This window comes from Caballeronia sp. INML2 (genome assembly GCF_023631365.1).
GTDB classification, from domain to species: domain Bacteria; phylum Pseudomonadota; class Gammaproteobacteria; order Burkholderiales; family Burkholderiaceae; genus Caballeronia; species Caballeronia turbans.
In genome coordinates this window covers 90,790-116,866 of record NZ_JALQDH010000069.1, presented here as the reverse complement: position 1 = coordinate 116,866, position 26,077 = coordinate 90,790, and the positions used below count along the sequence as shown (strand labels likewise).

The 26,077-nt window shown below is 66.3% G+C and carries 24 protein-coding genes; 19 read left to right on the top strand and 5 right to left on the bottom strand.

The features are described from left to right. Window positions 1–118: 118 nt before the first annotated feature. The 4 genes from NCT32_RS24030 to NCT32_RS24015 are packed head-to-tail and all read left to right on the top strand — an operon-like array spanning window position 119 to window position 7,786. Entirely contained in the window at window positions 119–2,341 is a 2,223-nt protein-coding gene (locus tag NCT32_RS24030; RefSeq protein WP_061119193.1) for a cellulose biosynthesis cyclic di-GMP-binding regulatory protein BcsB, read from the top strand. Continuing rightward, the gene (locus NCT32_RS24025) at window positions 2,341–4,518 is read left to right on the top strand and encodes a glycosyl transferase family protein (protein WP_061119192.1); all 2,178 of its coding nucleotides are present in this window, start codon (window positions 2,341–2,343) and stop codon (window positions 4,516–4,518) included. The genes NCT32_RS24030 and NCT32_RS24025 overlap by 1 nt, the downstream gene beginning before the upstream one ends. Beyond that, the gene (locus NCT32_RS24020; protein ID WP_061119191.1) at window positions 4,515–6,938 is read left to right on the top strand and encodes an NfrA family protein; all 2,424 of its coding nucleotides are present in this window, start codon (window positions 4,515–4,517) and stop codon (window positions 6,936–6,938) included. The genes NCT32_RS24025 and NCT32_RS24020 overlap by 4 nt, the downstream gene beginning before the upstream one ends. Then, the gene (locus NCT32_RS24015; RefSeq protein WP_250477738.1) at window positions 6,938–7,786 is read left to right on the top strand and encodes a hypothetical protein; all 849 of its coding nucleotides are present in this window, start codon (window positions 6,938–6,940) and stop codon (window positions 7,784–7,786) included. Before NCT32_RS24020 ends, NCT32_RS24015 begins: the two co-directional genes overlap by 1 nt. Window positions 7,787–7,873: 87 nt before the next feature. Here NCT32_RS24015 and NCT32_RS24010 read toward each other — a convergent pair whose 3' ends face one another. Continuing rightward, window positions 7,874–8,146, bottom strand: coding sequence for a hypothetical protein (locus NCT32_RS24010; RefSeq protein ID WP_061119189.1), 273 nt, complete (start codon window positions 8,144–8,146; stop codon window positions 7,874–7,876). Window positions 8,147–8,303: 157 nt separating this feature from the next. On the opposite strand from NCT32_RS24010, the gene NCT32_RS24005 reads away from it, so the two are divergent. The 10 genes from NCT32_RS24005 to NCT32_RS23960 all read left to right on the top strand — a co-directional run bounded on the left by NCT32_RS24005 (window position 8,304) and on the right by NCT32_RS23960 (window position 18,656). Beyond that, window positions 8,304–8,936, top strand: coding sequence for a TetR/AcrR family transcriptional regulator (locus tag NCT32_RS24005; protein ID WP_061119188.1), 633 nt, complete (start codon window positions 8,304–8,306; stop codon window positions 8,934–8,936). Between the two features lie 179 nt (window positions 8,937–9,115). After that, window positions 9,116–10,456, top strand: a complete 1,341-nt coding sequence (locus NCT32_RS24000) for a hypothetical protein (RefSeq protein WP_061119187.1) — start codon at window positions 9,116–9,118, stop codon at window positions 10,454–10,456. A 94-nt stretch (window positions 10,457–10,550) separates the two neighbouring features. Continuing rightward, entirely contained in the window at window positions 10,551–11,633 is a 1,083-nt protein-coding gene (locus tag NCT32_RS23995) for an alpha/beta fold hydrolase (protein ID WP_086961238.1), read from the top strand. A 234-nt stretch (window positions 11,634–11,867) separates the two neighbouring features. After that, entirely contained in the window at window positions 11,868–12,848 is a 981-nt protein-coding gene (locus NCT32_RS23990; RefSeq protein ID WP_061119268.1) for a hypothetical protein, read from the top strand. A 220-nt stretch (window positions 12,849–13,068) separates the two neighbouring features. Then, a complete protein-coding gene (locus NCT32_RS23985) occupies window positions 13,069–13,827 on the top strand; it encodes a flagellar brake protein (protein WP_250490595.1) in 759 nt (252 codons plus the stop codon). Window positions 13,828–13,891: 64 nt separating this feature from the next. Then, window positions 13,892–14,233 carry a hypothetical protein gene (locus tag NCT32_RS23980; RefSeq protein ID WP_061119184.1) on the top strand — a complete coding sequence of 114 codons (342 nt, stop codon included), beginning with the start codon at window positions 13,892–13,894 and terminating at the stop codon, window positions 14,231–14,233. 87 nt (window positions 14,234–14,320) lie between these two features. Further along, on the top strand, window positions 14,321–14,986 hold the full coding sequence (locus NCT32_RS23975) for a MarC family protein (RefSeq protein WP_061119267.1): 666 nt from the start codon (window positions 14,321–14,323) through the stop codon (window positions 14,984–14,986). Between the two features lie 95 nt (window positions 14,987–15,081). Beyond that, entirely contained in the window at window positions 15,082–16,815 is a 1,734-nt protein-coding gene (gene araD / locus NCT32_RS23970) for an L-arabinonate dehydratase (protein WP_250477736.1), read from the top strand. 13 nt (window positions 16,816–16,828) lie between these two features. Next, window positions 16,829–17,569 (top strand): ribonuclease activity regulator RraA, encoded by a 741-nt coding sequence (locus NCT32_RS23965; RefSeq protein ID WP_061119182.1) that lies wholly within the window; start codon window positions 16,829–16,831, stop codon window positions 17,567–17,569. Between the two features lie 49 nt (window positions 17,570–17,618). Further along, window positions 17,619–18,656: a LacI family DNA-binding transcriptional regulator gene (locus tag NCT32_RS23960; RefSeq protein WP_250490594.1), complete on the top strand. Its 1,038-nt coding sequence runs from the start codon at window positions 17,619–17,621 to the stop codon at window positions 18,654–18,656. On the opposite strand, the gene NCT32_RS23955 is transcribed toward NCT32_RS23960, so the two are convergent. Together NCT32_RS23955 and nudC are read right to left on the bottom strand one after the other, a co-directional pair. Beyond that, complete coding sequence (locus NCT32_RS23955; protein ID WP_061119180.1) at window positions 18,657–19,241, bottom strand: histidine phosphatase family protein; 585 nt, start codon at window positions 19,239–19,241, stop codon at window positions 18,657–18,659. It lies immediately after the preceding gene. A gap of 96 nt (window positions 19,242–19,337) precedes the next feature. Next, complete coding sequence (gene nudC, locus NCT32_RS23950) at window positions 19,338–20,255, bottom strand: NAD(+) diphosphatase (protein ID WP_061119179.1); 918 nt, start codon at window positions 20,253–20,255, stop codon at window positions 19,338–19,340. 132 nt (window positions 20,256–20,387) lie between these two features. On the opposite strand from nudC, the gene NCT32_RS23945 reads away from it, so the two are divergent. Continuing rightward, window positions 20,388–21,092, top strand: coding sequence for a glutathione S-transferase C-terminal domain-containing protein (locus NCT32_RS23945; RefSeq protein WP_061119178.1), 705 nt, complete (start codon window positions 20,388–20,390; stop codon window positions 21,090–21,092). Window positions 21,093–21,156: 64 nt separating this feature from the next. Here the strand turns inward: NCT32_RS23945 and NCT32_RS23940 are convergent, their stop codons facing one another. Continuing rightward, window positions 21,157–21,669 carry a response regulator transcription factor gene (locus NCT32_RS23940; protein WP_061119177.1) on the bottom strand — a complete coding sequence of 171 codons (513 nt, stop codon included), beginning with the start codon at window positions 21,667–21,669 and terminating at the stop codon, window positions 21,157–21,159. Window positions 21,670–21,892: 223 nt separating this feature from the next. Between NCT32_RS23940 and NCT32_RS23935 the strand changes: the two genes are divergently transcribed. The 4 genes from NCT32_RS23935 to NCT32_RS23920 all read left to right on the top strand — a co-directional run bounded on the left by NCT32_RS23935 (window position 21,893) and on the right by NCT32_RS23920 (window position 25,188). Then, window positions 21,893–22,552, top strand: a complete 660-nt coding sequence (locus NCT32_RS23935; RefSeq protein ID WP_061119176.1) for a glutathione S-transferase family protein — start codon at window positions 21,893–21,895, stop codon at window positions 22,550–22,552. 26 nt (window positions 22,553–22,578) lie between these two features. After that, on the top strand, window positions 22,579–23,295 hold the full coding sequence (locus NCT32_RS23930; protein ID WP_061119175.1) for a DUF899 family protein: 717 nt from the start codon (window positions 22,579–22,581) through the stop codon (window positions 23,293–23,295). A gap of 135 nt (window positions 23,296–23,430) precedes the next feature. Then, window positions 23,431–24,057, top strand: coding sequence for a septal ring lytic transglycosylase RlpA family protein (locus NCT32_RS23925; protein WP_086961236.1), 627 nt, complete (start codon window positions 23,431–23,433; stop codon window positions 24,055–24,057). Between the two features lie 69 nt (window positions 24,058–24,126). Next, on the top strand, window positions 24,127–25,188 hold the full coding sequence (locus NCT32_RS23920) for a phytoene/squalene synthase family protein (RefSeq protein ID WP_061119174.1): 1,062 nt from the start codon (window positions 24,127–24,129) through the stop codon (window positions 25,186–25,188). Here NCT32_RS23920 and NCT32_RS23915 read toward each other — a convergent pair. Next, the gene (locus NCT32_RS23915) at window positions 25,166–26,017 is read right to left on the bottom strand and encodes a LysR substrate-binding domain-containing protein (RefSeq protein WP_061119173.1); all 852 of its coding nucleotides are present in this window, start codon (window positions 26,015–26,017) and stop codon (window positions 25,166–25,168) included. The genes NCT32_RS23920 and NCT32_RS23915 overlap by 23 nt on opposite strands. Window positions 26,018–26,077 lie beyond the last annotated feature (60 nt).

The window sequence follows — 26,077 nt, the reverse complement described above, 5'->3', positions numbered from 1 at the left end:
TGATCGTTCCGGCCAGGGAGTCCGGAATCAGGCTTCACGCAATCGAGGCGGATCGCGCGCGACGTGCGTGTGCCTTCGCGGCCATCCCGCCCCGTTGCGTCAACTTCGAGCACTCAACTTGGTCAACGACATCTTCAAGCGGCGCGCCCAGCGTGCCGTTCTGGCTTCAATCGCGCTGTTCCTGGGTCTGCAGCATGCGGCCTTCGCTGCCGCGACCGGCACCGGCATCGCGGGCGCGCTCGGGCGGCTCGGCCTCGATGTGCCGGAAACGCGCACCGTGACCTTGCGACAACTCGGCCTGCTCGAAAGCGTGACGCTCGGCGCACCCGATACGCGCCGCGAGTTCTTCCTGCCTGTGCCCGCCGGCGTGCCGATCACCGATGCGACGCTGCAATTCGACGGCGGCTATGTGCGCGGCGACGGCGGCCGCGTGACGATGCTCCTTTCTCTCGACGGCTCGCCGGTGCTCGCGCGTGCGTTCACGCAGGATGCGGGCGGCGTGTCGGTCAATCTCGGCGTCGATGGCGCGGCGCGTTCCGCCGGCTTCGTGCGCGTGGGGCTTGGGTTCGCGTCGGTGGTCAGCCAGGGCGAGTGCTCGGATCAGACCGCCATCGGCAACGTGCTGCGCGTCGATCCGACGACGCGTCTCACGTTCCGCTTCAGTCCCGCCGACGTGCAGGACCTGCGCACCGCATGGAGCGCGCTGCCTTACGCGCCGGTGCTCGCGGTGTCGGGCGGCAAGCTGTCCGCGAACGCATTCGACACCGCCTGGCGCACCGACGCGCTGCTGCAACGCGACGGCAAGCGGCCCGTGATGCAGGCGCTGCCGGCCGTGGGCGATACCGTGGATCTCACGGGCATCGACGTGCCGGCGCCGTTGCGCGGCGTGCCCGCGTTCGCCGCGCTGGCAGCGGGCGGCAAGCACGCGATCGCCGACGACGCGGAACTCGGCGCGCTCGTCGCGCTCGGCGCGCGCGCGGCGTTCGGCCCGGACGTGGTCGTCGCCGACGAGACGATGCGCAAGACCATCGACCGCGCGCTCGACGCGTTGCGCGCGCAAGTCACGAACACATCGGGCGATGCGCTCGCCGCTTTCGACGCATGGCGCAAGCAATCGGCGTCGCAACTGACTTCGCCGCTCGCGCCGGGCGAAGTGCGCGTCGCGCACGTGGGCGGCCGCGCGATGATCGTCGTCGGCGACACGCGCGGCATCGGCGCGCTTGCGCACGGCTGGCGTCCCATCGATGTATCGAACCGCGTGGTCGTGCATCGCATCGACGTGGCGCAGCAGACGCGCGGCGACACCATCGCGCTGTCCGACCTCGGCGGCGATCCGCGCAGTGTCGACGTGCAGACGGCCGCGTCGTGGGATGCGCGCTTCGACCTCGCCGCGGCTTCGGGCAACGGCCGCTTGCCGGAGCAGGTGGTGCTCGATCTCGCCGCTTCGCCGACGCTCTCCAACGGCGCGGCAACCGCCACCGTGTACTTCAACGACGTGATGATCGGCGCGAAGCTCATCAACGTCGATGGCGCGCGCGAGCGTCTCGTCGCGCCGATTCCGCGCTACGCCCTCGCGCGCACCAACGATCTGCGCGTGACCTTCCGCCGCCAGCCGGACGGCGGCTGTCAGGCGCGCCAGACGTATCCCGTCGCCGTGCTGCCGTCGAGCCATCTGCGGCTTGCGAAAGGTCCGCCCGACAACACGTTCGCGGGCATGGCGGCGCGTTATGCGTCGTCGGCGACGGTGTACGTGCCGCGCGCCTGGCTCGACGATGCAATGAACAGCGTCCCGCGCCTTGCCGTGCTGACCGGCGCGGCGGGCATCGCGCCGGTATCGGCGAAATTCGTGGTGAACGCGGCAGACGCGGCGGCGAATCCGGCCGGCCCGTTCCTCGCCGCCGACGTCAAGCTCGCCGACGAGAAGAATCCCGCCGCATATTCGGCCGAGCGTCTTTCGCTGACATCACCCGCGGGCGATACGCTGCTCGACATGTCGGGGCTCTCGCGCGTCGCGGTCGTGAGCGTTGCGAGTGCGGGCGGCGAGAGCGGCGTCGTGTATCGATCGGCGGGCGCGGCGCCCGTACTGACCGACAAGCTGCAGCTTTCGCGCGGCAATATCGCCGTGGTCGACGGCAGCGGCGTGCTCAAGCAGTTCGACACGGTCAACCCCGAAGAGATGACCGACGAACCCGCGTCGAGCGCCGACTGGGTCACGCGGCATTGGGCGCGCTGGGGCATTCCGGCCGTGCTCGTGGTGCTGTTGCTCGCGTTGATCGCGCTCGCGGGCCAGGCGCGCCGGAAGCATCGCGCGCGCGCCGGTGATGACGAGGATCGCGCGTGATGCCGGAGGCGCTCGGGTGGTACGGCGAGATTCTGCTCGCCGAGTACTACCAGGGACTCGAATACGTGGCCGCGACGGTCGCGGCGATCATTCTGCTTTCGAGCCTGGACGATCTGTTCATCGACGTCTGGTACTGGACGCGCAAGTTCTGGCGGCGCGTGACGGTCGAGCGCCGCTACGCGCCGCTCACCGTCGAGCAGCTTTATGCGCGCGACGAGCAGCCCATCGCGATCATGGTGCCCGCGTGGCAGGAACACGACGTCATCGCCGCGATGATCGAGGATCTCGTGCGCGTGCTCGACTATCGCGCATACACGGTGTTCGTCGGCACGTATCAGAACGACGCGGCGACGATCGCCGAAGTGGAGCGCATGCGGCATCGCTACAAGCATCTGCATCGCGTGGAAGTGCCGCACGACGGTCCGACATGCAAGGCCGACTGCCTCAACTGGCTCGTGCAGGCGATCCTGCATTACGAGTTCGAAGCCGGGATGGAGTTCGCGGGCATCGTGATGCACGACAGCGAAGACGTGCTGCATCCCGTCGAACTGAAGTTCTTCAACTATCTCCTGCCGCGCAAGGACATGATCCAGTTGCCGGTGGCGTCGCTCGAACGGCACTGGTTCGAGCTCGTCGCCGGCACGTACATGGACGAGTTCGCGGAATGGCACGCGAAGGATCTCGTCGTGCGTGAGAGTCTTGCGGGCGCGGTGCCGTCGGCGGGCGTGGGCACGTGCTTTTCGCGCCGCGCGATCCGCGCGCTCGTCGAAGAGACGCAGCACCAGCCGTTCAACACCGAAAGCCTCACCGAGGATTACGACATCGGCACGCGCATCACGCGGCTCGGCATGCAGTCGATCTTTCCGCTCTTTCCCGTCGAATTCACGACGCGCCGCAAGGGCTGGTTCGGTTTGGGCCGCGAGCGCGAAATCAGGCTGTCGATGCCGCTGTGCGTGCGCGAGTTTTTCCCCGACACGTTTCGCACCGCCTATCGGCAGCGCGCGCGCTGGACGCTCGGCATCGGCTTGCAGGGATGGGCGCTGACGGGCTGGAGCGGGTCGCTCGCGAATCGCTATCTGCTGATGCGCGACCGCAAGGGCGTGGTGACGGCGTTCGTCGGCATGCTCGCATACCTGCTCGCCGTGCAGTTCATGCTGTTCGCCACGGCTTCGTATCTCGGCCTCGCGGGCGACTTCTTTCCGTCGCCGTTCATCGATTCGCGGTGGCTGCAGGCGCTGCTCGCCGCGAACTCCGTCGCGCTCGTGCTGCGCGTCACGCAGCGCATCATCTTCACGACGCGGCTCTACGGCTGGGAGCACGGCGTGCTGTCGGTGCCGCGCATGGTCGTCAGCAACGTCATCAACTTCATGGCGGTGGCGCGCGCGTGGCGGCTTTTCATCGTGCATATGGTGACGGGGCGGCGGCTCGCATGGGACAAGACGATGCACGATTTCCCCAGCAACGAGGCCCTGCGCGACACGCGTCAGGATCTCGGGGAACTGCTCGTCTCGTGGCAGGCGATCGCACCCGAGCGGCTCGAAGAAGCGCGGCGGACGGATCATGCACGCGAAGCGCCGATCGGCCGCGTGCTCGTGACACGCGGCTGGCTCGACGAGGAAACGCTCGCGGAAGCGATCGCGTTCCAGGCCGACCTGCCGCGCGGACGCTTGGACGCGGCGCGGATGGACCCGACGCGCATCGCGACGCCCGAGACGCTCGTGCGGCTGCGCGTGCTGCCGCAGGGCATCGATGCGAACGGGCACGCCGTGTTCGTCTGCGCGAGCCTGCTCGACGATGCGTCGCTCGCCGAATTGCGCGCGACGTCCGGCGGCCCGGTCGCGCTGCAGATCGTGCGCGAAAGCGAGATCGCGGCGGGCCTGCGCATGCTGCGCGCGGTCGGCATGCCGGTCTTGACAGGCGATGGCGAAGACGATGCCTCGCCGGCGCTTGCCGACGCCACGGCCGCGCGCGGCGTGCCCTTGCTCGGCGACATCATGATCGAGATGGGGCTCGTCACGCGCAGCGCGTTCGAGGCCGCGTTGCGGGACTATCGGCCGGAGCGGCACGGACGCATCGGCGATTACATGGTGGCGGAGGCGATCATCACGTCCGATGCGCTCACCGCCGCAGTCGCGGAGCAGCGCCGCCGCTATCTCGCGCGGGCCGGCATTCGATGACGCCGCACGTTCGCGTTGCGTTGTGCGCCGCGCTCGCCTTGTGCGGCGCCGCGGCATCCCGTGCGGACGAGACCCTGCAGCTGCCTCTGAGCGGCGCGGCGTATCGCGTGGCGCGCGAAGCGTTCGCGGCCTACGGCGAGCATCGTTATGCCGATGCCATCGCAGGCGCGCGCGAGGCGATTCGCCAGCGGCCCGACGTCGCGGATCTGCGTCTGCTGCTTGCGAATGCGCTCGCGGCGCGCGGGCGTCTGAAGGACGCGAGCCGTGTGCTTGCCGAAGCCATCGCGCAGCTCGGTCCGGCGCCTTCGCTGACCGCGCGGCGCAGGCAGATCGACATCCTGATCGCGTCGGGCGGCGAGGGCGGCGTGCCGGACGACTTGCCGGCGCCGGCGTCGAAGGCAGCGCGCGCGGCGTATCGCGATTACGCGAAGAAGGATTACGCGTCGGCGGTGGCGGGAAGCCGCGAAGCCGTGCGTCTTGCGCCGCGGGCGGAGCGTCTGCGCTATCTGCTGATCGATTCCCTCGCCGCATCCGGCGACGATGCCGCCGCATACGATGCGGCCGTCGACGCATCGCAGCACTTCGGCGACAGCGACGCCTTGCGGGAGCGGCGGCGCTTCATCGGCGACCGGCTTGCGCCCGGGGCGTCGAAGTCCGCATATGTGGCGCGCGAGCGCGGCGACCTGGATGCGGCGCAAGATTTCGCGCGGAAGGCTGTCATGTATGCGCCGGCGCGGATGGATTTCCGCATGCAGCTCATCGAGATATTGTTCACGCGCGGCGATCTCGCGGGCGTGGAAGCCGCGGCGGGCGATGCCATCGCGATCGATGAAGACAATGCGCTCGCGTGGGCTTTGCGCGGATACGCACGCGCCGCGCGCGCAGAGCATGCCGACTTCGCGCGCGCGCTGACCCTGGCCGCATCCACCGATGCGGGCGACGCACGCGCATATCGCGATGCGCGCGTCGCGCGCACGATCGTCGCGGACGTGCGGCTCGCGCAAGGCAATCCGCAAGCGGCGCTCGATACACTGCCGTCCGTCGCCACGCAGCCCCCCGACGACACCGATGCCGCGATCACGTTACGCCGCCATCGCGCGCAAGCGATGTTGCGCATGGCGGCCACGCAGACCGTGCAAATCGATCCGCGCGCGCGCCCGACTTTCGAATGCCGCGAAGACCGGTTCGGCGCATCGTGCGATGTCTACGCGCACGATCCCGCACTCGCCGCGACACGCGAAGCGCGTCTTGCCGAACGTCGCGGCGATCGCGCAGCGGCCATCGGCTTCTGGCGCACGGCGATCGCCGAAGTGCCCGACGATCCGCAGCCGCGCATCGCGCTGATCGACGCGCTCGCGGCGACGGGCCGCACGCGTGAGGCCTCGGGCGAAGCGCGCGCGTTGATCGACGCGAATCTGCTCGATTCGATGACCGCCACGCAGGCCGCGTTCATCGCGCAGCGCGCGGGCGACAGCGCGCTCGCGCTGCACTACTTCGCGCGCGCGGAACGCGAGGGCGCGCTGCCCGCATCGGCCGAAGCCGACGCCGGCTACGCGGCGCTCAACCTGCGCCGCACCGACGAAGGCGTGAAGTTCCTGGAACGCGCGATCGACCATAGCGCGGGCGCGCCCGCCGGCGAGGCGCTCGCGCCTGAAGCACTGAACGACGCACGCGCGGCGCACGCCGAAGCGACGCGCAACTGGGGCTTCAGCGCGTCGGTGAACTATCGCGGCAACGGTGCGCAGCAAGGGTTCGCGTTCGCGCCCACGCCCGGCGTATCGAACAACTGGCAGGCGGGCGCGGAGGCGTACTGGCGGCCGTTCGGCAGCCTCGGTGACCGCATGTTCGAGGTGTACGCGCGCGGTTACGAGAACTTCGGCGTGAAGGGCGGCGGGCCATCGGGGGTATCGACGTTGCAGGCGGCGATCGGCGCGCGCGTGAAGCCGTTCGCATCGGCGAATGCGATTCTCGCCATCGAAAAAATTCTGCCGATCGGCTCGGACGTGCGCGCCGACTGGCTCGCGCGCGCCGCGTATTCGAACGGCTTCGGCGACACGCGCAGGCTCGACGTCCCGAACTGGTGGACGGGCACGGTGTACGGCGAGGCGGGCCATTACATCCAGAACGATTCGACTTACGCGACCGCGAACGCGCGACTGGGCCGCACCTATCGCGTCGATGCGATCAGTCCGCGTTTGACGGTGTTTCCGCATGCGGTCGTCGGCATGGACTACGATTCGGCGGTCGATCACAGCGTGCCGGTGGGCGCCGGCGCGGGCGTGGCGGCGCGCTACTGGTTCCGCGGCGGTCCGTATGACGCGCCGCGTTCGTTCGTGGATGTCGCGGTGCAGTACCGCTTGCGCGTCGCCGGCGACGATCGCGCGCGAGGCGTGTTCTTCGGCGCGGTATTCTCGTACTGATGTCCTCTCTATTTTCCGCCCTCGTCATTGCGTGCTGCCTTGTGCTCGCGCCGGCTTCGGCTCAAGCCGATGCCTCGCGCGTGCGTCTCGTCGACGGCATCGTCTGGCAGCCCGACAACGCGCACGCCGATCCGCGCGGCGACTGGGACAAGCTCGGCGCGCATGAACTCATTGTGCAATGGACGGCGGTGGACGGCATCGCCTTCGTGCCCGGCGCCGGGATGCGCACGGCGGCACGGATGCCGGACTGGGAGCGCATCGGGCAGGAGCCCTGGGCGCGCGACGTGATCGTTGGACTCGCGGGCCGTTTCGACGAAGCGGCGGCGCGCGCGAATGCGGCGCAGTTGTTCGTCGAATCGATGCGGCTCGTGGAAGTTCATCCGCCCGTGCATGTGACGGGCTACTACTTTCCCGTCGAGATCGATCCGACCTGGCAGAACGCGGGTGCGCTGCGCGCGCTGCTCGATGGGTTGCCGCGTCCGTTGTGGATCAGCGTGTATGACCGCGCGAATGTCGGTGGCGCGGCGCTCGCGCAATGGCTCGATGAGTGGTTGCCGCGCGATGTAGGCGTGCTGTTGCAGGACGGCTGCGGCGTGTATGCGCGAGAGCCGCGCGTCGCGCGGGAGTATGCGGATCAGATTGCGGCGAAGCTCGGGCGGCATCGCGTGCGAATCATTGCGGAAGCGTTCCGGCCGCAAGTGGGCGGCGGGTTTCGTTCCGCGACAGTGGACGAACTGAGGCCGCAGATCGATGCGTATCGCGGATATAAGACCTATCTTTTCGATGGGCCGCATTATGTGTCCGCGGACATCGTGCAAGGCCTGCTCGATGCGTATCGACGGCATTAGCGACGCGCCGCAACGCCAGTTCCGCAAAGCGCTCCGGCGCTCTGCCTCGTCGGCCGGCCGTGGCTGCCGGCCGCCTGCGTATGACGCTTACTTGACCGATGCCGTGTCGATGGCACGCGCCGAATCGGCAGGCAACACCGACGTCAGCACATTCGACGGCACATGCTGCGCTTCGTCCTTCGACACCGCGCCGACGAACTTCCATCCTGACGGCATCTTGACGAAGGTGAAGCCGGTCGGCTGATCGACGAACACCGAATACGGCGCGGGCGACGCCGGCGTTGCCGTGGCTTGCGCAAACGACATCAGCGGGCTCATCAGCAGCAACGCGGCGGCCAGTGCGGACAAAGTCGATTTCATGACGACACTCCTAAGAAGGTTCCGAGATTTATGTAACGGTCGACACATATATTTGAACATCGTCGCGTGACGGCGTCCAGTTATTTTGTTACGATCGACACATAATTCAGAATTTCAATGCGCGCAGCAATCGATGGGACGCGCAAAGGAGCGAGACATGCCGTCGGAAGTTCGGGAAACGCAGCACAAGGCGCGCGGACGGCCCCGCACGTTCGACCGCGAGGCGGCCTTGCGAAGGGCGATGGAAGTGTTCTGGGCCAAGGGCTTCGACACGTGCTCGATGGCCGATCTCGTCGACGCAATGGGCATCAATTCGCCGAGCCTCTACGCCGCGTTCGGCAGCAAGGAAGATTTGTATCGCGAGGCGGTCGAGCTCTACACGGACGCGGAAGGCGGCGCCGCGCTCAGGCAGTTGCAGGCGCACGAGTCCGTGCGCGACGGCCTGCGCGCGATGTTTCGCACGAGCGTCGAGCTTTTCACCGGCGCGCCGAATCCGCGTGGCTGCATGATCTTTCTGGGCGCGATGTCCGTCGGCGCCGAGCATGCGCAGTTGCGCAGCGAGATGCAGAAGCGCAGACGCAAGGTGGCGTCGATCGTCGCGGCGCGGCTCGCGCGAGGCGTCGAGAACGGCGAGCTCAATGCACGCACCGATGTTCCCGCGCTCGCCGCGTTGTGCATGACGCTGTTCGCGGGCTTGTCGATTCAGGCGCAGGACGGCGTGCGCAAGGCGGCGCTCCTTGCGGCGATCGATCAGTTCATCGCGACGCTGCCGCTGCGCGCAAAACGCTGAACGCGCGATCCGTATTCGTCCGTCGAGCGTCGGTAATGCAACGACGCTGCCCACGTCGTTGCGCGAAACGATCGCAGCCGATGCCCAAGCGGATGAAACAAACTGTCCTTGCGCTTGCTCACGCGCCGACCCCGGGACCAGAATCGCCCGGATAGGAACGCAAATCACGGAGCATCGCCATGACAACGCACGTCATCAGTTTTTTCGCGGACGGTAACGCTCACGCGTCGTTCGAGAATGCGCGCCGCTACTGCGCGCGTCAGGGATACAGACACGAATACGTCGATGCGAGCGCGATCGGCTGGCCGCATCTGCGGATGTTGCTGAAATATCAGGTGCTGCTGCGAGCGCTGCGCACGAGCGCCGAGGGCGACCTCGTGCTGCTGCTGACGCAGGACTGCCTGCTGTTGCGCGACATACCCTGCGAGACTTTCATGCAAGGCGGGAGCCGCGACTGGATCATCTCGTACCGCGACAGCCACGACGTCGATGTGATGGCGGCGTTCCAGCTCTGGCGCAATACGCCCGCCGCGCGCGAGTGCGTCGAGCGCCTTTGCGAGCGTGCGAAGTTCGGCGGCCACGCGCTTGTGAGCGAATCCGAGTTGCTGCGCGCGCTCGATCCGCTGTCGTTCAACGTGGCGATCAATGGCTATGTGCCCGTTGCGCTTGCCGCGCTGGACGTGTCTCCGGTCTGGTCCGAATGGCCCGCATTCGCGCTCGCGCTCGCGGATATACGCGAAGCGCCGAGAAATCAGCCGGTTTTCGCTGGCCTGCGCGATCTGCTCGCGGAGCACGTCAACGATTATCAGGCGCGCGGACTGCCGTATCTCGCCTTGCCGGCACCGGAAACCGGCGAAGCGCGCTACGAGGCAGTGAACGGCGACGCGCGTGTCGCGCTCGCGATGCTCTACACGCCGAATATCCGCGAGTACGGCGCGATCGCCGAGCGCAATCTGCGCCGCTATTGCGAGCGGCACGGCTATGCGCTCCATCTCTATCGCGACGTGCCGCCGGACGCCGGCCCGGACGCGAGCGGCAACTGGATCAAGCCGTGGGTGCTGCTGCGCCATCTGCCCGGACACGAATGGGTCTTCTGGATCGATGCCGACGTGCTCGTCGTCGATCAGGGCAGGCCGCTTGAATCGCTCATGAAGGACCGCGACCGCGTGATCGCGACGGACGTGAGCTGGCGGTTCAACTCGGGCATCATGGGCTTTCGGAACACGCGGCAAAACATCGAGGTGCTGAGCGAAATCGAGCAGACCATCGGCGGGATCGCGGATAAATCGTCCACATACGCGAGCGGCGGCGATCAGGACGTGTTCATCAAGGTGCTGCAACGGCACGGCCTCGCCGAATATCGCGATCTTCTCGATTGCACGACGATCAACACGCCGTACCAGCTTCAGGGCAGCGACAGCTTCATGGTGCATTACATGCATATGTGGCCGTCGATGCGCGCGCTCGCGATGCATCACGGCGACCTGACAAGCCAGATGCGCGGCGCGCGCCGTCCTTGACTTTCCAAAGCATTACGGGCGAGCATGAGCGAACGCGCGGGGCCGCCGCGCGGGCATCGACTTTGTACGTAGTCCCTACATACACATCACTCCGATGGTGCCGCGCCCGTCCATGCCACGGCAGCAGATCCGCCTTTGCCCGGCGAGCGACGGCGTGCGCATCGCATACGCGACTTGCGGCTCAGGGCCGCCGCTCATCAAGGCGGCGAACTGGCTGAGTCATCTGGAGCTGGACTTCACGAGTCCGGTCTGGAGCCATCTGGTGCTCGAACTGTGCGGCCGCCACACGCTGATTCGCTACGATCAGCGCGGCTGCGGTCTCTCCGACCGCGATGTCCCCGACATTTCCTTCGACGCCTGGCTGCGCGATCTCGAAACCGTCGTCGATGCGAGTGGCCTCGAACGCTTTCCGCTGCTCGGGATATCGCAGGGCGCGTCGATCGCCATCGCGTATGCGGTCGCGCATCCGGAGCGCGTCACGCATCTCGTGCTGCACGGCGGCTACGCGCGCGGCCGGCTCAAGCGCACCTGCGATCCGGCGCTGCGCGAGGAAGCCGAAATGCTCGTGAAACTCGCCGAACTCGGCTGGGGAAAACAGAATCCCGCGTTCCGGCAATTCTTCACGACGCAATTCATTCCCGGCGGCACGCCCGAGCAGCATCACTGGTTCAACGAGCTCGAACGGCTGACCACGACGCCGCACAATGCCGCGCGCATCATGCGCGTGTTCAACGAGATCGACGTGGTCGATCTGCTGCCGCGCGTGCAATGCCCGACGCTCGTGCTGCACGCCACCGGCGACGCGCGCGTGCCCTTCGACGAAAGCCGGCTGCTCGCCGGTCAGATTCCCGGCGCGCGCTTCGTGCCGCTCGAAAGCGAGAACCATCTCACGCTCGAATCCGACGCCGCCTGGCAGCGCTGGCGCGAGGAAGTGCGGGCGTTCCTGCCGTCTGCGCAAGTGGCCGATCCCGCGTTCTCCGCACTGACGCCACGCGAGCGGGATATCGTCGAATTGATCGCGGGCGGGCGCGACAACGCGCAGATCGCCGCGCGCCTCGCGCTCAGTGAGAAGACGGTGCGCAATCACATCACCAGCATCTTCGCGAAGCTCGAAGTCGAGAATCGCGCGCAGGCAATCGTGCTTGCCCGCCGCGCGGGCTTCGACGCGCCTGCCTGAGCCTTCGGGACACACGTCCCCCTTCCCTGGCGCCAAAACGTCGCGTCCCGGTTCGCGACCGGGACTTGCGCCTCATGTGCGAAAGCGCGGCACTCCCGAGAATGATCAGCAGAACGGTGACGCGACGCATGACTCATGCATGAACCCTACGCCGACCTGTTCGACGCGGCGCGCCGCCTGTCCGGCGCCCCTTTCAACGCAGTCATCGACGCAGAGTCATCCCGGAGTTTTTACATGAAAGCCGTTCAGCACGAGTCCAGCAAGACCAGTACGCAACAACGCTATGCGAAGTGCATCGAAGTGTCCCGCCGCATTCGCTGGGATATCGATCGCGACGTATTGCGCGGCCGTCATTTCGATCCCGCGCACAAGTTCATGCCCGACGGGCTCACCGAAGTCAACCGCCTGCCGTTTCTGGATACGCGCGAACGCCGGCTCATGTCGCAGATTCAGGGCCGCACGTACGCCAACATGTTCGGCATGATCGAGCGTTTCGTCGGCGCGAAGATGCTGGAAGTCGGCCGCGATCACGCGCTCGGCGATCAGACCGCGCTCGAAGCGATCGTTCGTTTCACCGATGAAGAGCTGAAGCATCAGGAACTGTTCCGCCGCGTCGAGGCGCTCGCGGCCGAAGCGCTTCCGCCCGGCTATCGCTTCGTTGCGCAGGCCGACGAAGTCGCCGCGTTCGTGCTCGGCAAGTCCACATGGTCGATTCTCGCGCTGACGTGCTGCGTCGAAATCGTCACGCAGGTGCATTACCGGCAGAGCATGGAGAGCGACGCGAGCCTCTCGCCGCTCTTCAAGGACATCTTCCTGTTTCACTGGAAGGAGGAGTCGCAGCACGCGATCATCGACGAACTGGAATGGGTGCGCGAGGACGCGCGCATCGACGACGACGCACGCGATGCCGCGATCGGCGATCTGATCGAACTCGTCGCGGCGATCGACGGCATGATGCAGGCGCAAGCCGCCGCCGACGCGCACTACTTCGTCACGCTACTCGACCGCGCGCTGTCCGACGACGAAGAGGCGCGCGTGCATGCGGGGCTGGTCGACGCGTATCGCTGGCAGTACATCATCTCCGGCGTCGACGAGCCGCGCTTCGGCGAGATTCTGACGAGTCTGGTCAGCGAGGCTCAGGGCGAGCGCCTCGGCGCCGCACTCACGCCGATGAGACGCCGCGCGCTCACAAGCGAGTCCGACGCGCTCGCGTGACGCATTCAGCGTGAAGCACGAGGCCGGGTGACAGCGCCCGGCCTTTTTGCACTTTCGAAGGCAAAACGTAAGGCAAGCGCGTTTGCTGCTCTGCAAAACGCTGAATTACCGTGAAAACCTAGTCGTTACTGACGGACTGGAGCACTTTCTTTTCGGGCAACATGGTCAGATCAGGTAGTCGTCGCTCACTGTCCCAAACTGATAACTAGATTGGACCATCATGCTCGCCGAACCGTTACCGCAGGCATCCGACATCGAAAAACTCGCAGAGGACCACGAGCGCTTCGCGCGACATACGCCATCCGAAATATCCATTGTTCTGCGCAATCTCGTGCAGCGTCGCGACATGCTGACGGTCACGAGCGGGAAAGGGCAGATCGTCACGCAATTGCTGGAAGTCGATGTGCGCGGTGCGCGTATCGTGTTCGACTGGGGCGGCGTGGAATCGGACAACCGCGCGCTGCTCGAAGCGCGGCAGTTGTATTTCAAGGGTGCGCCGGACGGCGTGCGCGTCGAATTCACGACGCACGCCGCCCATGCCGTGACCTGCGAGGGACGGCAGGCGTTCGAAGTCTCCTTTCCCGAGAAGCTCTATCAGTTCCAGCGCCGCGAATACTTCCGCGTGCCGACGCCGATTCTCGATCCGTTCTACGCGAAGGGCGCGTTCGGCGACGGCGAATCGTTCCGCTACGAAGTGCACGATCTGTCGCTCGGCGGCATCGCGCTGCGCATGGACACGCCGCGTCTCGCGCAAACGGAGACCGGCACGCTGTTCAACGATGTCGTGCTGCATCTCGGCCCCGGCGCGGCATTGCCCGTCGATCTCGAACTCGTGTCGCCGCGCACCGGGACCACGCCGCGCGGCGATGTGCGCTATGTCGTCGGATTCCGTTTCGTGCAGCTTTCGGGCGCGGCGGAGAACGTGCTGCAGCGTCTCATCACGCGCATGGAGGCGAAGCGCCGCAGCCTGTCGGCGTGAACGGCACGCGGATGCGAGGCGCCGTGGAGTAGAATGCGTGCCTCTTTCCACTGCATGACGACGCATGTTGCGCAAGGCCTGGCGCGGAGAAGAACGTTGCTGGAAAGTCTGGTGGCTGTTGGGCGTGCCGATTCACCTCGCATGGTGGTTCGTCTATCTCGACCTCTGGACGAGCGGCGTCGCTCCCGAAACATTCCTGCTGATCACCGTCTGGTTCTGGCCCGGCATGCTGGGCGTATTCGCCCTCTGCTCGGCGTTGTATCTGCTGTGGTGCACGCTCGCGTGGCGCTGCGCGGGCAATGTCGATCGCCGCATGTGGACGGTCATCGCGCGCGTGCTGATCGGCGTCGGGCTCGGGTCGTTTCTCACCGAATGCGCGTTGATTCTTTCGGCGCCGTTCGCCTGAACCGTCGATTGCCGCGCACGCGATTCGACTTACCGTGCACAATGTCCGGGCTTGCAGCAAGCCAACGACGAACGGACAACGACGCGCATGCTCAACGAATTCGCCAAGACGGTCCTCGTGATCGTCGCCGGTTTGTTCCCGATCATCAATCCGCCGGCGACGGCGCTCGTCGTGCTGAGCATGCTGCCGCATATCGGCGACGACGATCGCGCCGAGCTTGCGCGGCGCATCTGCATCAACAGTTTCGCGATTCTGCTCGCGTCGCTTTCGATCGGCGCCTACGTGCTGTCGTTCTTCGGCATTTCGATTCCTGTGTTGCGCGTGGCGGGCGGTCTGGTCGTCGCGATGGCGGGCTGGAGCCTGCTGCAGGCGCCCGATGACGACGACGCCTCCGAGGCCGCGCCGAGGCCCCGCAGCGGCGCATCGCTGCGCGCGAAGGCCTTTTATCCGCTGACGCTGCCGATCACCGTCGGGCCGGGCGCGATCGCGGTTGCCATCGCACTCGGCACCGGCTCGCCGCGCCACGGCCTGCAGCCGGTGCATCTCGCGGGTGTCGGCGTCGGGCTGGTGGTCCTGTGCGCGAGCATCTATGTGTGCGTGCGCTTCGCCGGGCATCTCGAACGCCTGCTCGGCACTGCCGGCACGCAGGTCGCGATGCGCCTCTTCGCGTTCGTAATCTTCTGCATCGGCGTCGAGATTCTTTGGCTCGGACTGTCCGAGCTGATCGCGTCGGTTCATCTCACTATCAAGTAGCGCAATTCCCGGACAAACCCCGAGCGACGCTCGCGGATGACAGCGTTACCATTTTTGGTCGTCGCATGGTAGCGCTACCATCAAGGAGACGCCGCTTGACTCTGAATCGCAAGAAGCCGGAAGACCTGCGCAGTCACCGCTGGTACGGCGCGAACGACCTGCGCTCGTTCGGCCACCGCTCGCGCACGGCGCAGATGGGCTATCACGCGTCCGATTACATGGGCAAGCCGGTTATCGCCGTGCTCAACACGTGGAGCGAAATCAATTCGTGCCACACGCACTTCAGGCAGCGCGTCGAGGAAGTGAAGCGCGGCATCTGGCAGGCGGGCGGCTTTCCCGTCGAAATGCCGGTGATGACGCTCGCCGAGCCGTTCCAGAAGCCGACGACCATGCTCTACCGCAATTTTCTCGCGATGGAAGCCGAGGAAGTGTTGCGCTCGTATCCGTTCGACGGCTGCGTGCTGATGGGCGGCTGCGACAAGACCACGCCCGGCCTTCTGATGGGCGCGATCAGCATGAACCTTCCCGCGATCTTTCTGCCCGCCGGCCCGATGCTGCGCGGCGACTGGCACGGCCGCACGCTCGGCAGCGGCTCCGATACGTGGAAGTACTGGGCGGAACTGCGCGCGGGCACGATCACCGAGGACGAGTGGAAGGGCGTGGAAAGCGGCATAGCGCGCTCGCCGGGCCATTGCATGACGATGGGCACGGCATCGACCATGACGAGCGCCGCCGAAGCGCTCGGGATGACGCTGCCCGGTTTCGCGTCGATTCCCGCGGTGGATTCGCGGCACGCGCAGCACGCGTCGCTGACGGGGCAGCGCATCGTCGACATGGTGTGGACGGACCTCAAGCCGTCCGACATTCTCACGCCGGCCTCCTTCGACAACGCCGTGACGACCGTGCTCGCGCTGTCCGGCTCGACCAACGCGATCGTGCATCTCGTGGCGGTCGCGCGGCGCGCGGGCGTGCCGCTCACGACCGCGCGCTTCGACGAACTCGCGCGCGTGACGCCGGTGCTCGGCAACATCCGCCCGGCGGGCAAATATCTGATGGAAGATTTTTTCTACGCCGGCGGCCTGCGCGCGCTGCTCGCCGAACTCGGCGATCTGATCGACGGCTCGCAACTGACCGTCAATGGCGCGACGCTCGGCGAGAACATCGCGGGGGCCGCGATTTTCAACGACGACGTGATTCGCCGCCGCACCCATCCATTGGTCCAGAACGACGGCCTCGCGGTGCTGACCGGCAATCTCGCGCCGGACGGCGCCGTGATCAAGCCGGCGGCGATGGAGGCGCGCCTGCTCAGGCATCGCGGGCCGGCGGTCGTGTTCAGGGATTACGCCGACATGGCCGCGCGCATCGACGACGAAGCGCTCGACATCACCGCCGATTCGGTGATCGTGCTTCAGCACGCCGGGCCGGTCGGCGCGCCGGGCATGCCGGAGTGGGGCCAGTTGCCGATCCCGCAGAAGCTTCTGAAAGCGGGCGTGCGCGACATGGTCCGCATATCCGATGCGCGCATGAGCGGCACGAGCTACGGCGCATGCGTGCTGCATGTGGCGCCGGAGTCGTTCGTCGGCGGGCCGCTCGCGTTCGTGAAGGACGGCGACATCGTCGAGCTGGACTTGCCCGCGCGCCGCCTGCATCTCGGTGTCACCGATGACGAGCTCGCCGCGCGCAAGGCCGCGTGGACACCGCCGAAGCGCCCGTTCGAGCGCGGCTTCGGCGTGATGCATCAATTGCATGTGACGCAGGCGGACAAGGGCTGCGACTTCGATTTCCTCGAAGAGAAAGCCGCGACCGGCGGCGACCCCGACATACATTGAGACGCGCAACCTCATGACGACACCCGATATCGCCATTTCCGACGAAACCATCGAGCTGCTGCGCCACGTCAGCACCGCGACGCTCACGACGCAACTCTTCAAGCGCGGCCTGCGCAACGTGTTCCTGCAAGGCGTCGCGCCGCTCGTGAAGCCTGCGAAAGGCACGCCGAACATGGTCGGGCCGGCGTTCACGCTGCGCAATATTCCGGCGCGCGAGGATATCGATCACGTCGGCGTGTTCCAGGACCCGGATCACCCGCAGCGCAAGGCCGTCGAAAGCGCGCCGCCGGGCAGCGTCCTCGTGCAGGATTGCCGCGGCGAGCGCAGCGTCGCGTCGACGGGCTCGATCCTCACGACGCGTCTCAAGGTTCGCGGCGTCGCGGGCATGGTGTCGGACGGCTGCGTGCGCGACTCGGGCACGATCGGCGATATCGGCCTGCCGCTCTTTTGCGCGGGCGCGAGCGCGCCGCTCAATCTCGCGAAGCATCACGCGGTCGACATGAACGTGCCGATTGCATGCGGCGGCGTGGCGGTGTATCCGGGCGATATCGTCGTCGGCGATGTGGATGGCGTCGTGGTCGTGCCGCGCTACATGGCCGAGGACGTCGCGAAGGACGCGACCGGGCAGGAAATCATGGAGGAATTCCTGTCCTCGCGCGTGGAAGGCGGCGCGATGCTGCGCGGCACGTATCCGCCGAATGAGGAAACGCTCGCCGCCTACGAGGAATGGCGCAAGCGGCGCACGGTCGGCTGACTGTACGGGCCTTGCGTTTCCATCGAAGCCCGCTCAAGCCGACACCAAGATGGCCTCGACCAAACCGGACCTCACACGCACGCGCCGCGCGCGCACAGGCGCGAAAGGCGTGCGCATCACCGACGTGGCGGCATCCGCGGGCGTCTCGCCGATCACCGTCTCGCGCGTGTTCAACGCGCCCGGCACCGTCGCGCCCGAGACGCTCGCCCGCGTGCGCCACGCCGTCGCGGAACTGGGCTACGTGCCGAACCGGCTGGCCGGCGGGTTGTCATCGGCGAAATCGCGGCTGATCGCGGCGATCGTGCCCACCGTCGCGCACTCGCTCTTCTCCGAAACGGTGCAGGTTTTCAGCGATTCGATGGCGCGCGCCGGCTATCAGGTGCTGCTCGGCCTGTCCGGCTACAGCGACGAAGACGAAGACGCGTTGCTCGACGCCGTGCTGAGCCGTCGTCCGGAAGGCGTGTTCCTGACGGGCGTCGCGCACACGCCGACGCTGCGAGACCGCCTGCGCAAGCTCGGCATTCCGATCGTCGAGACGTGGGACATGAGCGACGATCCGATCGACATGCTCGTCGGCTTTTCGCATGAGCACATCGGCGTGATGGTGGCCGAGCGCTTTCTCGCGCGCGGCACGCGCCGCCCCGCGCTCGTGTCCGCGAACGACCGGCGCGCGCTCGCGCGGCGGCGCGGTTTCGTCGAGACCCTCGAGAAACACGGCGTGAACGATGTCGCCGAAATACTGATGCCGCCGCCCAGTTCTGTCGCCCTCGGCAAGGAAGGCTTGCGGCGCGTGCTCGAAAGGCGCGCGGGCGTCGATGCGATCTTCTGCAGCTCCGATCTGCTCGCGCTCGGCGTCGTGTCCGAGGCGCGCCGGCTCGCGATCGACATTCCCGGGCGCATCGCCGTGTGCGGCTTCGGCGATCTCGAATTCACCGCCGACGCGATGCCCGCGCTCACGACCGTGCGCGTGGACCGCAAGCGCATCGGCGCGACGGCGGCGCGCTGTCTCATCGACAGGCTGGGCGGCGCGACCGGGGAAACGCGCGTCGATGTTGGCTTCGAGCTGGTCGAGCGCGAGACGCTCTGACTACGGCAGAAGATTCCACTTGATGATCGCGCGCACGTCGCGCTCGAAGCCGAGCACGCTCATCGCGGCGGTGTCCATCGCGAGATGCGCGCCGAGCGAGGGCGAGCCGGTCGCCCATTGCGCGCCGAACACGCGCGAGAAATGCGCGTGCGAAAAGAGCGCGATGTTCGTCGCGTTCGTTGCGAGCAGCGTGTCGATGAGCGCCTGCGCGCGCCTGCCGACATCGGCGAGACTCTCGCCTTCGGGAATCGGCGACGTCCACACCGACCAGTCCGGCACTTCTTCGCGAATATCCGGCGTCGTGCGGCCTTCGTAAATGCCGTAATTCCACTCGTGCAGTTCGGGTTCGACCTGCGCGAGACCGGAGAGACCCGCGAGGCGGCATGTTTCGATCGCGCGGTTCATCGGGCTCGTCAGCACGAGATCGAAGGTCTGGGACGCGAGGACCGGCGCGAGCGCGGTTGCCTGCTTGCGTCCGTCATCGGTGAGCGGGATGTCGGTCGTGCCGGTGTGCTGGCCCGACTTGCTCCATTCGGTTTCGCCATGCCGGATCAGCCAGATATGGACGCCGCCTTTCATGTTCATGTCGTTCACCCGGTGTCTGAGAAATGCGGTGCGCGCCCGCGCGTCACAGCCTGGAATTCTGCGCCGATCTCCGAAGGAACGCCGCGACGCTGCCTTTCAATCCAGCTCGCCTGTCGCGAACGCCTTCAGCAAATGATGCGCGATCGCGAACGGCTTGGGCGCCGACATGCCCGCTTCGTGCGTGCCGTCGAGCATCGCGGCGACTTCCTTGCGCGTGAACCAGCGCGCGTCTTCCAGTTCGTTCCTGTCGACGATGATCTCGGCGGTGGCGGCGCGCGCGAAGCAGCCGATCATCAGCGACGACGGAAACGGCCACGGCTGCGACGCGAAATAGCGCACGTCCGTGCAGCGGATGCCCGCTTCCTCCAGCACCTCGCGATACACCGCGTGCTCGAAGGTTTCGCCCGGCTCGATGAAACCCGCCAGCGCCGAATACATGCCCGGCAGGAATTGCGGCTGACGCCCGAGCAGGCAACGTTCTCCATCGGTGACGAGCATGATCACGACCGGATCGACGCGCGGAAAATGCTGCGCCTTGCAATTCGGACAGATGCGCCGCCAGCCCGCACCGGCGGAATCGGTCGGCTGGCCGCAGTTCGCGCAGAATCGGTGACGGCGATGCCAGTCGAGCATCGACCGCGCTTCGCCGAGCGCGCTGACGAGCCAGGGCGCCACGAGCCCTTGCATCGCGATGGGGCGCAGCTCGATCGCTTCGACTTCAGGAAGGCTTTCCGTCGCGTTGTCGAAAGAGGCCGCGAAAAGCGCGCGCGCTTCGGCGTCGCGGCCGAGAAACACTGTTTGCGATGGCGCGCCGGCCGCCGCCGCTTCCTGCGCGCTGAAGAGCGGATCGTGCCCGTCGATGCGCTTGAAGAGCGGCACGTTGTTCACGAAAAGCAGAAAGCGCGTGGACGGATCGTCGCGCAGGCTGGCGACGAACGCTTCGTCGTCGCGCTTTTCCGACACGCGATCGAGCGGATCGAGCGTAAAACCGATGGCATGAGGCGGCGTGGGCATAGTATTTTGCGTGTGTGGCGGCGCGTGACGGGAGAATGCCGAAACGCGCGCCGCGTGACGGGAAGCTGCGGGGCCAGTCGGCAATCGTAGCGAAGTTGGCGCGTCCTTGCAGGGCGACGCCCGGAGACGCCGATGATCACGCTGTATTCATATCCTCAGTTGTTCGGCCTCGAAGACAACAACCCGTTCGGGTTGAAGGTGTTCGCGTTCCTGAAGCTCGCGTGCCTGCCGTTCGGGCATCGTCATGTGCTCGACACGAGCGCCGCGCCGCGCGGCCAGCTTCCGTATCTCGTGGATGACGATGAAACCATCGGCGACAGCGATGCGATCATCGCGCATCTGAAACGCAAGTACGCGCTGACGCTCGACGACGCGCTCACCGCCCCGCAGCGCGACCTCGATCTGCTGATTCGCCGCACGCTCGACGATCTCTATTGGGTGATGTCGTATTCGCGCTGGCGCGACGACCGCTATTGGCCGCAGTTCCGCGCGGCGCTTCTGGAGCAGCATCCGGATATCGGCGGGGAGGCGCTCGAGGGCGCGCGAAAATACAACTTCGAGCGCTATCGGTATCAGGGCATCGGACGGTACGAGCCCGAGGCCGCGTATGCGCGCGGCATAGCGAGCCTTCAGGCGATGGCGAGCCTGCTCGGCGACGGGCCGTTCATGTTCGGCGCTGCGCCCGCGAGCATCGATTGCGCGTTGTATGGGTTTGTCGCGAGCATCTGGTTCTACGACATCGATACGCCTCTCAAGCAATTCGTCGCGACGCAGCGCAATCTCGTCGCGCATTGCGGCGCGACGCGCGCGCGCATGGGGCAAAGCGCGACGCCGTGAGGCTCGCTCCGGCGATGAGCGCCCGCGCTCGTGAAGCCGCCGGCACCGGTCGCCGCCGCTGCACTCAGAGCCGCGAATTGAACGGCCTGATGCTCATGCGCACGCCGTCATAGTCGGGCGCGGCATCGAATGAGACCGCGGCGCCGGTTGCGTCGCCGCAGCTCGCGATGCGCGGCGAGAGGACTTTCACCGCGCCGGAGAGCACCCGCTCGCACACGCGTTCGAACGCACGCGCTTCTTCGCGCGGGCTCACGAGGCCCGACGCGCCCGCTCGCTGCATATCGAGGAGCGCGTCGGGGTCGGTTTCGTCGGTGAAGATGACGACGGGCGTATCGGGAAACGTCCGGCGCAATTCGCGCAGCAGCGCGAAATCGTCCGCATGGCAGCCTTCCAGACCGCAGCCCAGCACGATCAGGTCGTAACTCGCGGTCCGCAGCCTCGCGAGCAATTGATCGGCGCTCTTGACGCATGCCGTGACCCGAAACCGCTCGTGCGACTCGAACCAGCTTTGCAGCCCATACAAAACGACAGGGCGATCGTCTGCAACGACGATACTAATTTTGTGTTCGCGCTTCATTTTTTTCGGCGGGCTCGACGGACAATGTATCCGCCGGCCGCGCTTCGGTTGCCTGAACCGCGCACGTTAGCAAATCAAAAGTCTCACGCTGCGCCGCACTACAAAATATATCGATTCCTTGTCGATTGGCGCGGTGGCCGTTCGTCGTCCAGATATCGGCGCTGCAATCGTCGCAGGCGCATCGCCGCGTTCCGAACCCGCTCGATAATCCGGAGGCTCTCAGATGAGCTTGCAACTCTATGCACACCCATTTTCTTCGTATTGTCAGAAAGTTCTGGTGGCGCTGTACGAAAACGGCACGCGCTTCGAATGGCGCGCGCTCACGCCCGAAACGCCGCAATGCATGGCTGAACTCGCCGAAATCTGGCCGATGAAGCGCTTTCCCGTGCTGGTCGATGACGGTCGGCCGGTGATCGAATCGACGGTGATCATCGAACACCTGGGGCTGTTCCACCCTGGCCCGGTGCGCCTCGTTCCCGATGATCCGCGTGCCGCGCTCGAAACGCGCTGGATGGATCGTTTCTTCGACAACTATGTGTCCACACCGCAGCAGAAGATCGTGTTCAACGCGATGCGCGATCCGAACGAGCGCGATGCGCGCGGCGTCGCCGATGCCCGCGCGATGCTCGACACGTCCTACGCCTTTCTCGATCGCAAAATGGCCACGCGCGAATGGGCGGCGGGCGACACCTTCAGCCTCGCCGATTGCGGCGCCGCGCCGTTTCTGTTCTATGCCGACTGGTCGCATCGAATCGGGGACGCGTATCCGAACGTGATCGCGTATCGCAAGCGCCTGCTCGCGCGGCCCTCGTTCGCTCGTGCCGTCGAGGAGGCGCGGCCGTATCGCGCGTTGTTTCCGCTCGGTGCGCCGGACCGCGACTGAGCTACTTGAGCCACAGGAGATCGGATATGAGCACGACCACGAATCACGTTCCCGCCGATGAACTCGCGAAGCGCGCCGCGATGAGGTTTCCCAACGAAAGCGCCGAGTATCGCCGGGCGCGCACCGCGTTGCTGGCCGAGGAAATCGAATTGCGCCGGCACATCGAGCGCGTCGCGCAGATGCGTCGCGCGCTGCCGCCCGGCGGCGAAGTGACAGGCGATTATCGATTCGAAGGCGAACGCGGCGCGGTCGATTTCGCGGGCCTTTTCGGCGACAAGGACACGCTCGTCACCTACAGCTACATGTTCGGGCCGCAGCGCGAACGGCCGTGTCCGATGTGCACGTCGCTGCTGTCGGCATGGGAGGGCGAGGCGCGCGACATCGAACAACGCGTGGCGCTCGCGGTGATCGCGCGTTCGCCGATCGCGAAGCTGGTGGCGTTCAAGACCGAGCGCGGCTGGCGCGATCTCAGGCTGTTTTCCGATACGAACGGCGCGTTCAGCCGCGACTATCACGCGATATCGAAAGAAGGCGGCGATGAGCCCGCGCTCAACGTTTTCACGCGGCGCGACGGCGTGATCCGGCATTTCTGGAGCGGCGAGATGGATTTCGCTACCGCCGATCCCGGCGAGGATCCGCGCGGCGCGCCTGATCTGATGCCGCTCTGGACCGTGCTCGACATGACGCCCGAAGGACGCGGCACGGACTGGTACCCGAAGCTGGACTACGGGCCGCGGACGTAAGGGAATGCAGTGCGCCGCCGGCGCTTCGTCTGTAAAGATGGGTCATATCTTCGGCGCACGCGTCAACTTCCAGGCGAGGCGCGCGTTGTGAGCGAGTCGATGAAATGCGTCGGCATTTCATGGAGAAACTCGCTAATGCAGAACAACGGACCCATCATGCAGTGGCAGGCGGCGCGCGTGGCCGCTATCGCGGCTTCCGGCGCGTGCGCCACATTGAACGGATGCGCGAACCAGCCGGACATCCCGTCGAAGGAAGCGGACTCGGCGTCGATCCTCACCGAAAGCGCTCACATCGCGGAGTCGATGCCCGCTCAGGAAAGCCACGCCCTCGATGCCGAGCCGCTCGACTACCGCAACGCCCGGACGAAGACGGTTCCGAATATCGGCTGGGCGTCGTATTACAGCAAGAAGTTTCAGGGGCGCAGAACGGCCAGCGGCGAACGCTACGACATGCACGCGTTGACGGCGGCGCATCGCACATTGCCGCTCGGCTCGTATGTGCGCGTCAGCAATCTCGCGAAGACGAAGTCGATTGTCGTGCGCATCAACGATCGGGGCCCGTTCGTGAAAGGCCGCATGATCGATCTGTCTTTCGCGGCGGCTGTCGAACTCGGTCTGCAACGCGCGGGAAGCGCGCAGGTGATCCTCGAACCGGTCGATCGGCCCGTCGCGCTGGCGTCGGCGTCCCGCGCGCCGCAACGCATCATGCTGCGCATCGAGCCTCATCCGCGGCATCGAAAGAAGCACGCAACGCCTCATTGACACGCGGACGGATACAATGCGGCGGCGCGCGATCATCGCGCTTCCGGCCGCCGTCATTCGATCCAAGTCATGAACCATTCGCCTCGGGCCTTTCTGCTGGGCCCGCTTCTGAAGCGCGTATCGCGATCGTTCTACCTCACGCTGCGCATCTTGCCGAGGGGCATGCGCGATCCCATCGGGCTTGCGTATCTGCTGGCGCGCGCCGCCGACACGATTGCGGATACATCGCTGATCTCGCCGCAACGCCGTCTGGAATTGCTGCTTTCGCTGCGCGCACAAGTCAATGGCGCGCCCGATGACGGCGCGCTCGCGCGCATCGCCGGCGAAGTCGCGGGACAGCAGGCGCAGCCGGATGAGCGCGCGCTGCTCGAAAGCCTGAGCGCCGCGCTCGCGATCCTGCCGCAACTGGGCGCGCAGGATCAGGCCGCGGTTCGCGAGATCGTCACGACGCTCAGCACCGGCATGGAGTTCGATTTGCGCACGTTCCCCGACGAGACATCGGGCGAGATCGTCGCGTTGAGGCAATTCGAAGAACTCGATCGCTACACGTATCTCGTCGCGGGCTGCGTCGGCGAGTTCTGGACGACGATGACCTACGCGCACATGCCAGGCGTGCTCGAGGCCGCGCCCGATACGATGCTCGCGCTCGGCGTGCGCTTCGGCAAGGCGCTGCAGATGACCAACGTGCTGCGCGATTGCGCGCGCGATCTGCGCATCGGCCGCTGCTATCTGCCCGAATCGATGCTCGCGCGTCACGGGCTGACGCCGCAGGATGTGTTGCGGCCGGAGTCGTCGGCGCGTGCGCGGCCCGTGCTGTTCGAATTGCTGCGCACGTCGCTCGCACTCTTTCAGGACGCGGTCGATTACACGCTCGCAATTCCATCGAGCGCCGTTCGTCTGCGACTCGCCTGTCTCTGGCCGATCATGATCGGCCTCGACACACTCGTGCTGCTCGCGCGTAACGATGCGTGGCTCGATCCCGGCCGGATCTCGAAAGTGCGGCGCAACGACGTGTATCGCATCATGGCGGCATCGTTGCCGATGGTGGCATCGAACGGCATGCTGCGCGCGTGGACCTCGCGCCGCATCCGTGCAATAGAGCGGGAGATCAGCGCCGCAGTTCGGCCATGATGCGCTCGGCGAGGAAGTCGCAAGGCGGGCGTCTGGACGCCGCGCTGCGCGCGAGCACCACTTCGAGCGTGCCGATCTCGGGCAGACCTTGCGCCGGCCCGAGCAGCGTGAAGTGCGCGGGCACCGCGCATTTCGCGAGCGGCGTCACGGCGAGGCCCGCTTCGGCCATCGTCAGCAGACCGAGCAGGCTCGGGCTTTCATACGACGTGCGATAGCCGATGCGCGCGCGCTCGAGACTCCGGATCGCATTCTCGCGGGCGACGCTGCCCGGCAGGAACACCGCGATCGGCAAGGGCCGCTCTTTCCAGATTTCGGTGGCGCCGGGCGCCGCGGCCCAGACCATCGGCTCGTGGCGCAGGAATTCGCCGGACAAGCCCTTCACGCGCGTCGCGCAGACGAGATCGACCGTGCCGTCCTTCACCATCGGCGCGAGCGCGAGGCTCGGCAGGCCGACCACCTGAATCTCGACCTTCGGATACGTCGCCGAGAATTTCTTGAGGATCGGCGGAAACAGCGACGACGCGTAATCGTCCGGCACGCCGATCACCACGCGCCCGGTCACGTCCGGCCGCACCACCGCCGCCCACGCCTCGTCGCGCAGCGCGATCATGCGGCGCGCGTAGGTGAGCAGCACCTCGCCGTCCTGCGTCGGCACCACGCTGCGCGGCTTGCGTACGAAAAGCGGCTTGCCGAGCGCGGTTTCCAGCGTCTTGATCTGCATGCTCACCGCCGATTGCGAGCGATGAACGAGCTCCGCCGCCCGGCTGATGTTGCCGGTATCGGCGACGGCGACGATCATCGAAAGGACATCCAGATCGAGCGCTTTCATGGGTGAACGACCGTTTGGTATCAGAAAACCTGAACGATTCTATCAAAATTATGCGTTTTT

What these genes read in the sequence shown, in the direction of transcription:
- NCT32_RS24025 (WP_061119192.1), top strand. Translation starts at nt 2,341, where the DNA reads ATGCCGGAGGCGCTCGGGTGGTACGGCGAGATTCTGCTCGCCGAGTAC.
- NCT32_RS24020 (WP_061119191.1), top strand. Translation starts at nt 4,515, where the DNA reads ATGACGCCGCACGTTCGCGTTGCGTTGTGCGCCGCGCTCGCCTTGTGC.
- NCT32_RS24015 (WP_250477738.1), top strand. Translation starts at nt 6,938, where the DNA reads ATGTCCTCTCTATTTTCCGCCCTCGTCATTGCGTGCTGCCTTGTGCTC.
- NCT32_RS24010 (WP_061119189.1), bottom strand. Translation starts at nt 8,146, where the DNA reads ATGAAATCGACTTTGTCCGCACTGGCCGCCGCGTTGCTGCTGATGAGC.
- NCT32_RS24005 (WP_061119188.1), top strand. Translation starts at nt 8,304, where the DNA reads ATGCCGTCGGAAGTTCGGGAAACGCAGCACAAGGCGCGCGGACGGCCC.
- NCT32_RS24000 (WP_061119187.1), top strand. Translation starts at nt 9,116, where the DNA reads ATGACAACGCACGTCATCAGTTTTTTCGCGGACGGTAACGCTCACGCG.
- NCT32_RS23995 (WP_086961238.1), top strand. Translation starts at nt 10,551, where the DNA reads ATGGTGCCGCGCCCGTCCATGCCACGGCAGCAGATCCGCCTTTGCCCG.
- NCT32_RS23990 (WP_061119268.1), top strand. Translation starts at nt 11,868, where the DNA reads ATGAAAGCCGTTCAGCACGAGTCCAGCAAGACCAGTACGCAACAACGC.
- NCT32_RS23985 (WP_250490595.1), top strand. Translation starts at nt 13,069, where the DNA reads ATGCTCGCCGAACCGTTACCGCAGGCATCCGACATCGAAAAACTCGCA.
- NCT32_RS23980 (WP_061119184.1), top strand. Translation starts at nt 13,892, where the DNA reads ATGTTGCGCAAGGCCTGGCGCGGAGAAGAACGTTGCTGGAAAGTCTGG.
- NCT32_RS23975 (WP_061119267.1), top strand. Translation starts at nt 14,321, where the DNA reads ATGCTCAACGAATTCGCCAAGACGGTCCTCGTGATCGTCGCCGGTTTG.
- NCT32_RS23965 (WP_061119182.1), top strand. Translation starts at nt 16,829, where the DNA reads ATGACGACACCCGATATCGCCATTTCCGACGAAACCATCGAGCTGCTG.
- NCT32_RS23960 (WP_250490594.1), top strand. Translation starts at nt 17,619, where the DNA reads ATGGCCTCGACCAAACCGGACCTCACACGCACGCGCCGCGCGCGCACA.
- NCT32_RS23955 (WP_061119180.1), bottom strand. Translation starts at nt 19,241, where the DNA reads ATGAACATGAAAGGCGGCGTCCATATCTGGCTGATCCGGCATGGCGAA.
- nudC (WP_061119179.1), bottom strand. Translation starts at nt 20,255, where the DNA reads ATGCCCACGCCGCCTCATGCCATCGGTTTTACGCTCGATCCGCTCGAT.
- NCT32_RS23945 (WP_061119178.1), top strand. Translation starts at nt 20,388, where the DNA reads ATGATCACGCTGTATTCATATCCTCAGTTGTTCGGCCTCGAAGACAAC.
- NCT32_RS23940 (WP_061119177.1), bottom strand. Translation starts at nt 21,669, where the DNA reads ATGAAGCGCGAACACAAAATTAGTATCGTCGTTGCAGACGATCGCCCT.
- NCT32_RS23935 (WP_061119176.1), top strand. Translation starts at nt 21,893, where the DNA reads ATGAGCTTGCAACTCTATGCACACCCATTTTCTTCGTATTGTCAGAAA.
- NCT32_RS23930 (WP_061119175.1), top strand. Translation starts at nt 22,579, where the DNA reads ATGAGCACGACCACGAATCACGTTCCCGCCGATGAACTCGCGAAGCGC.
- NCT32_RS23925 (WP_086961236.1), top strand. Translation starts at nt 23,431, where the DNA reads ATGCAGAACAACGGACCCATCATGCAGTGGCAGGCGGCGCGCGTGGCC.
- NCT32_RS23920 (WP_061119174.1), top strand. Translation starts at nt 24,127, where the DNA reads ATGAACCATTCGCCTCGGGCCTTTCTGCTGGGCCCGCTTCTGAAGCGC.
- NCT32_RS23915 (WP_061119173.1), bottom strand. Translation starts at nt 26,017, where the DNA reads ATGAAAGCGCTCGATCTGGATGTCCTTTCGATGATCGTCGCCGTCGCC.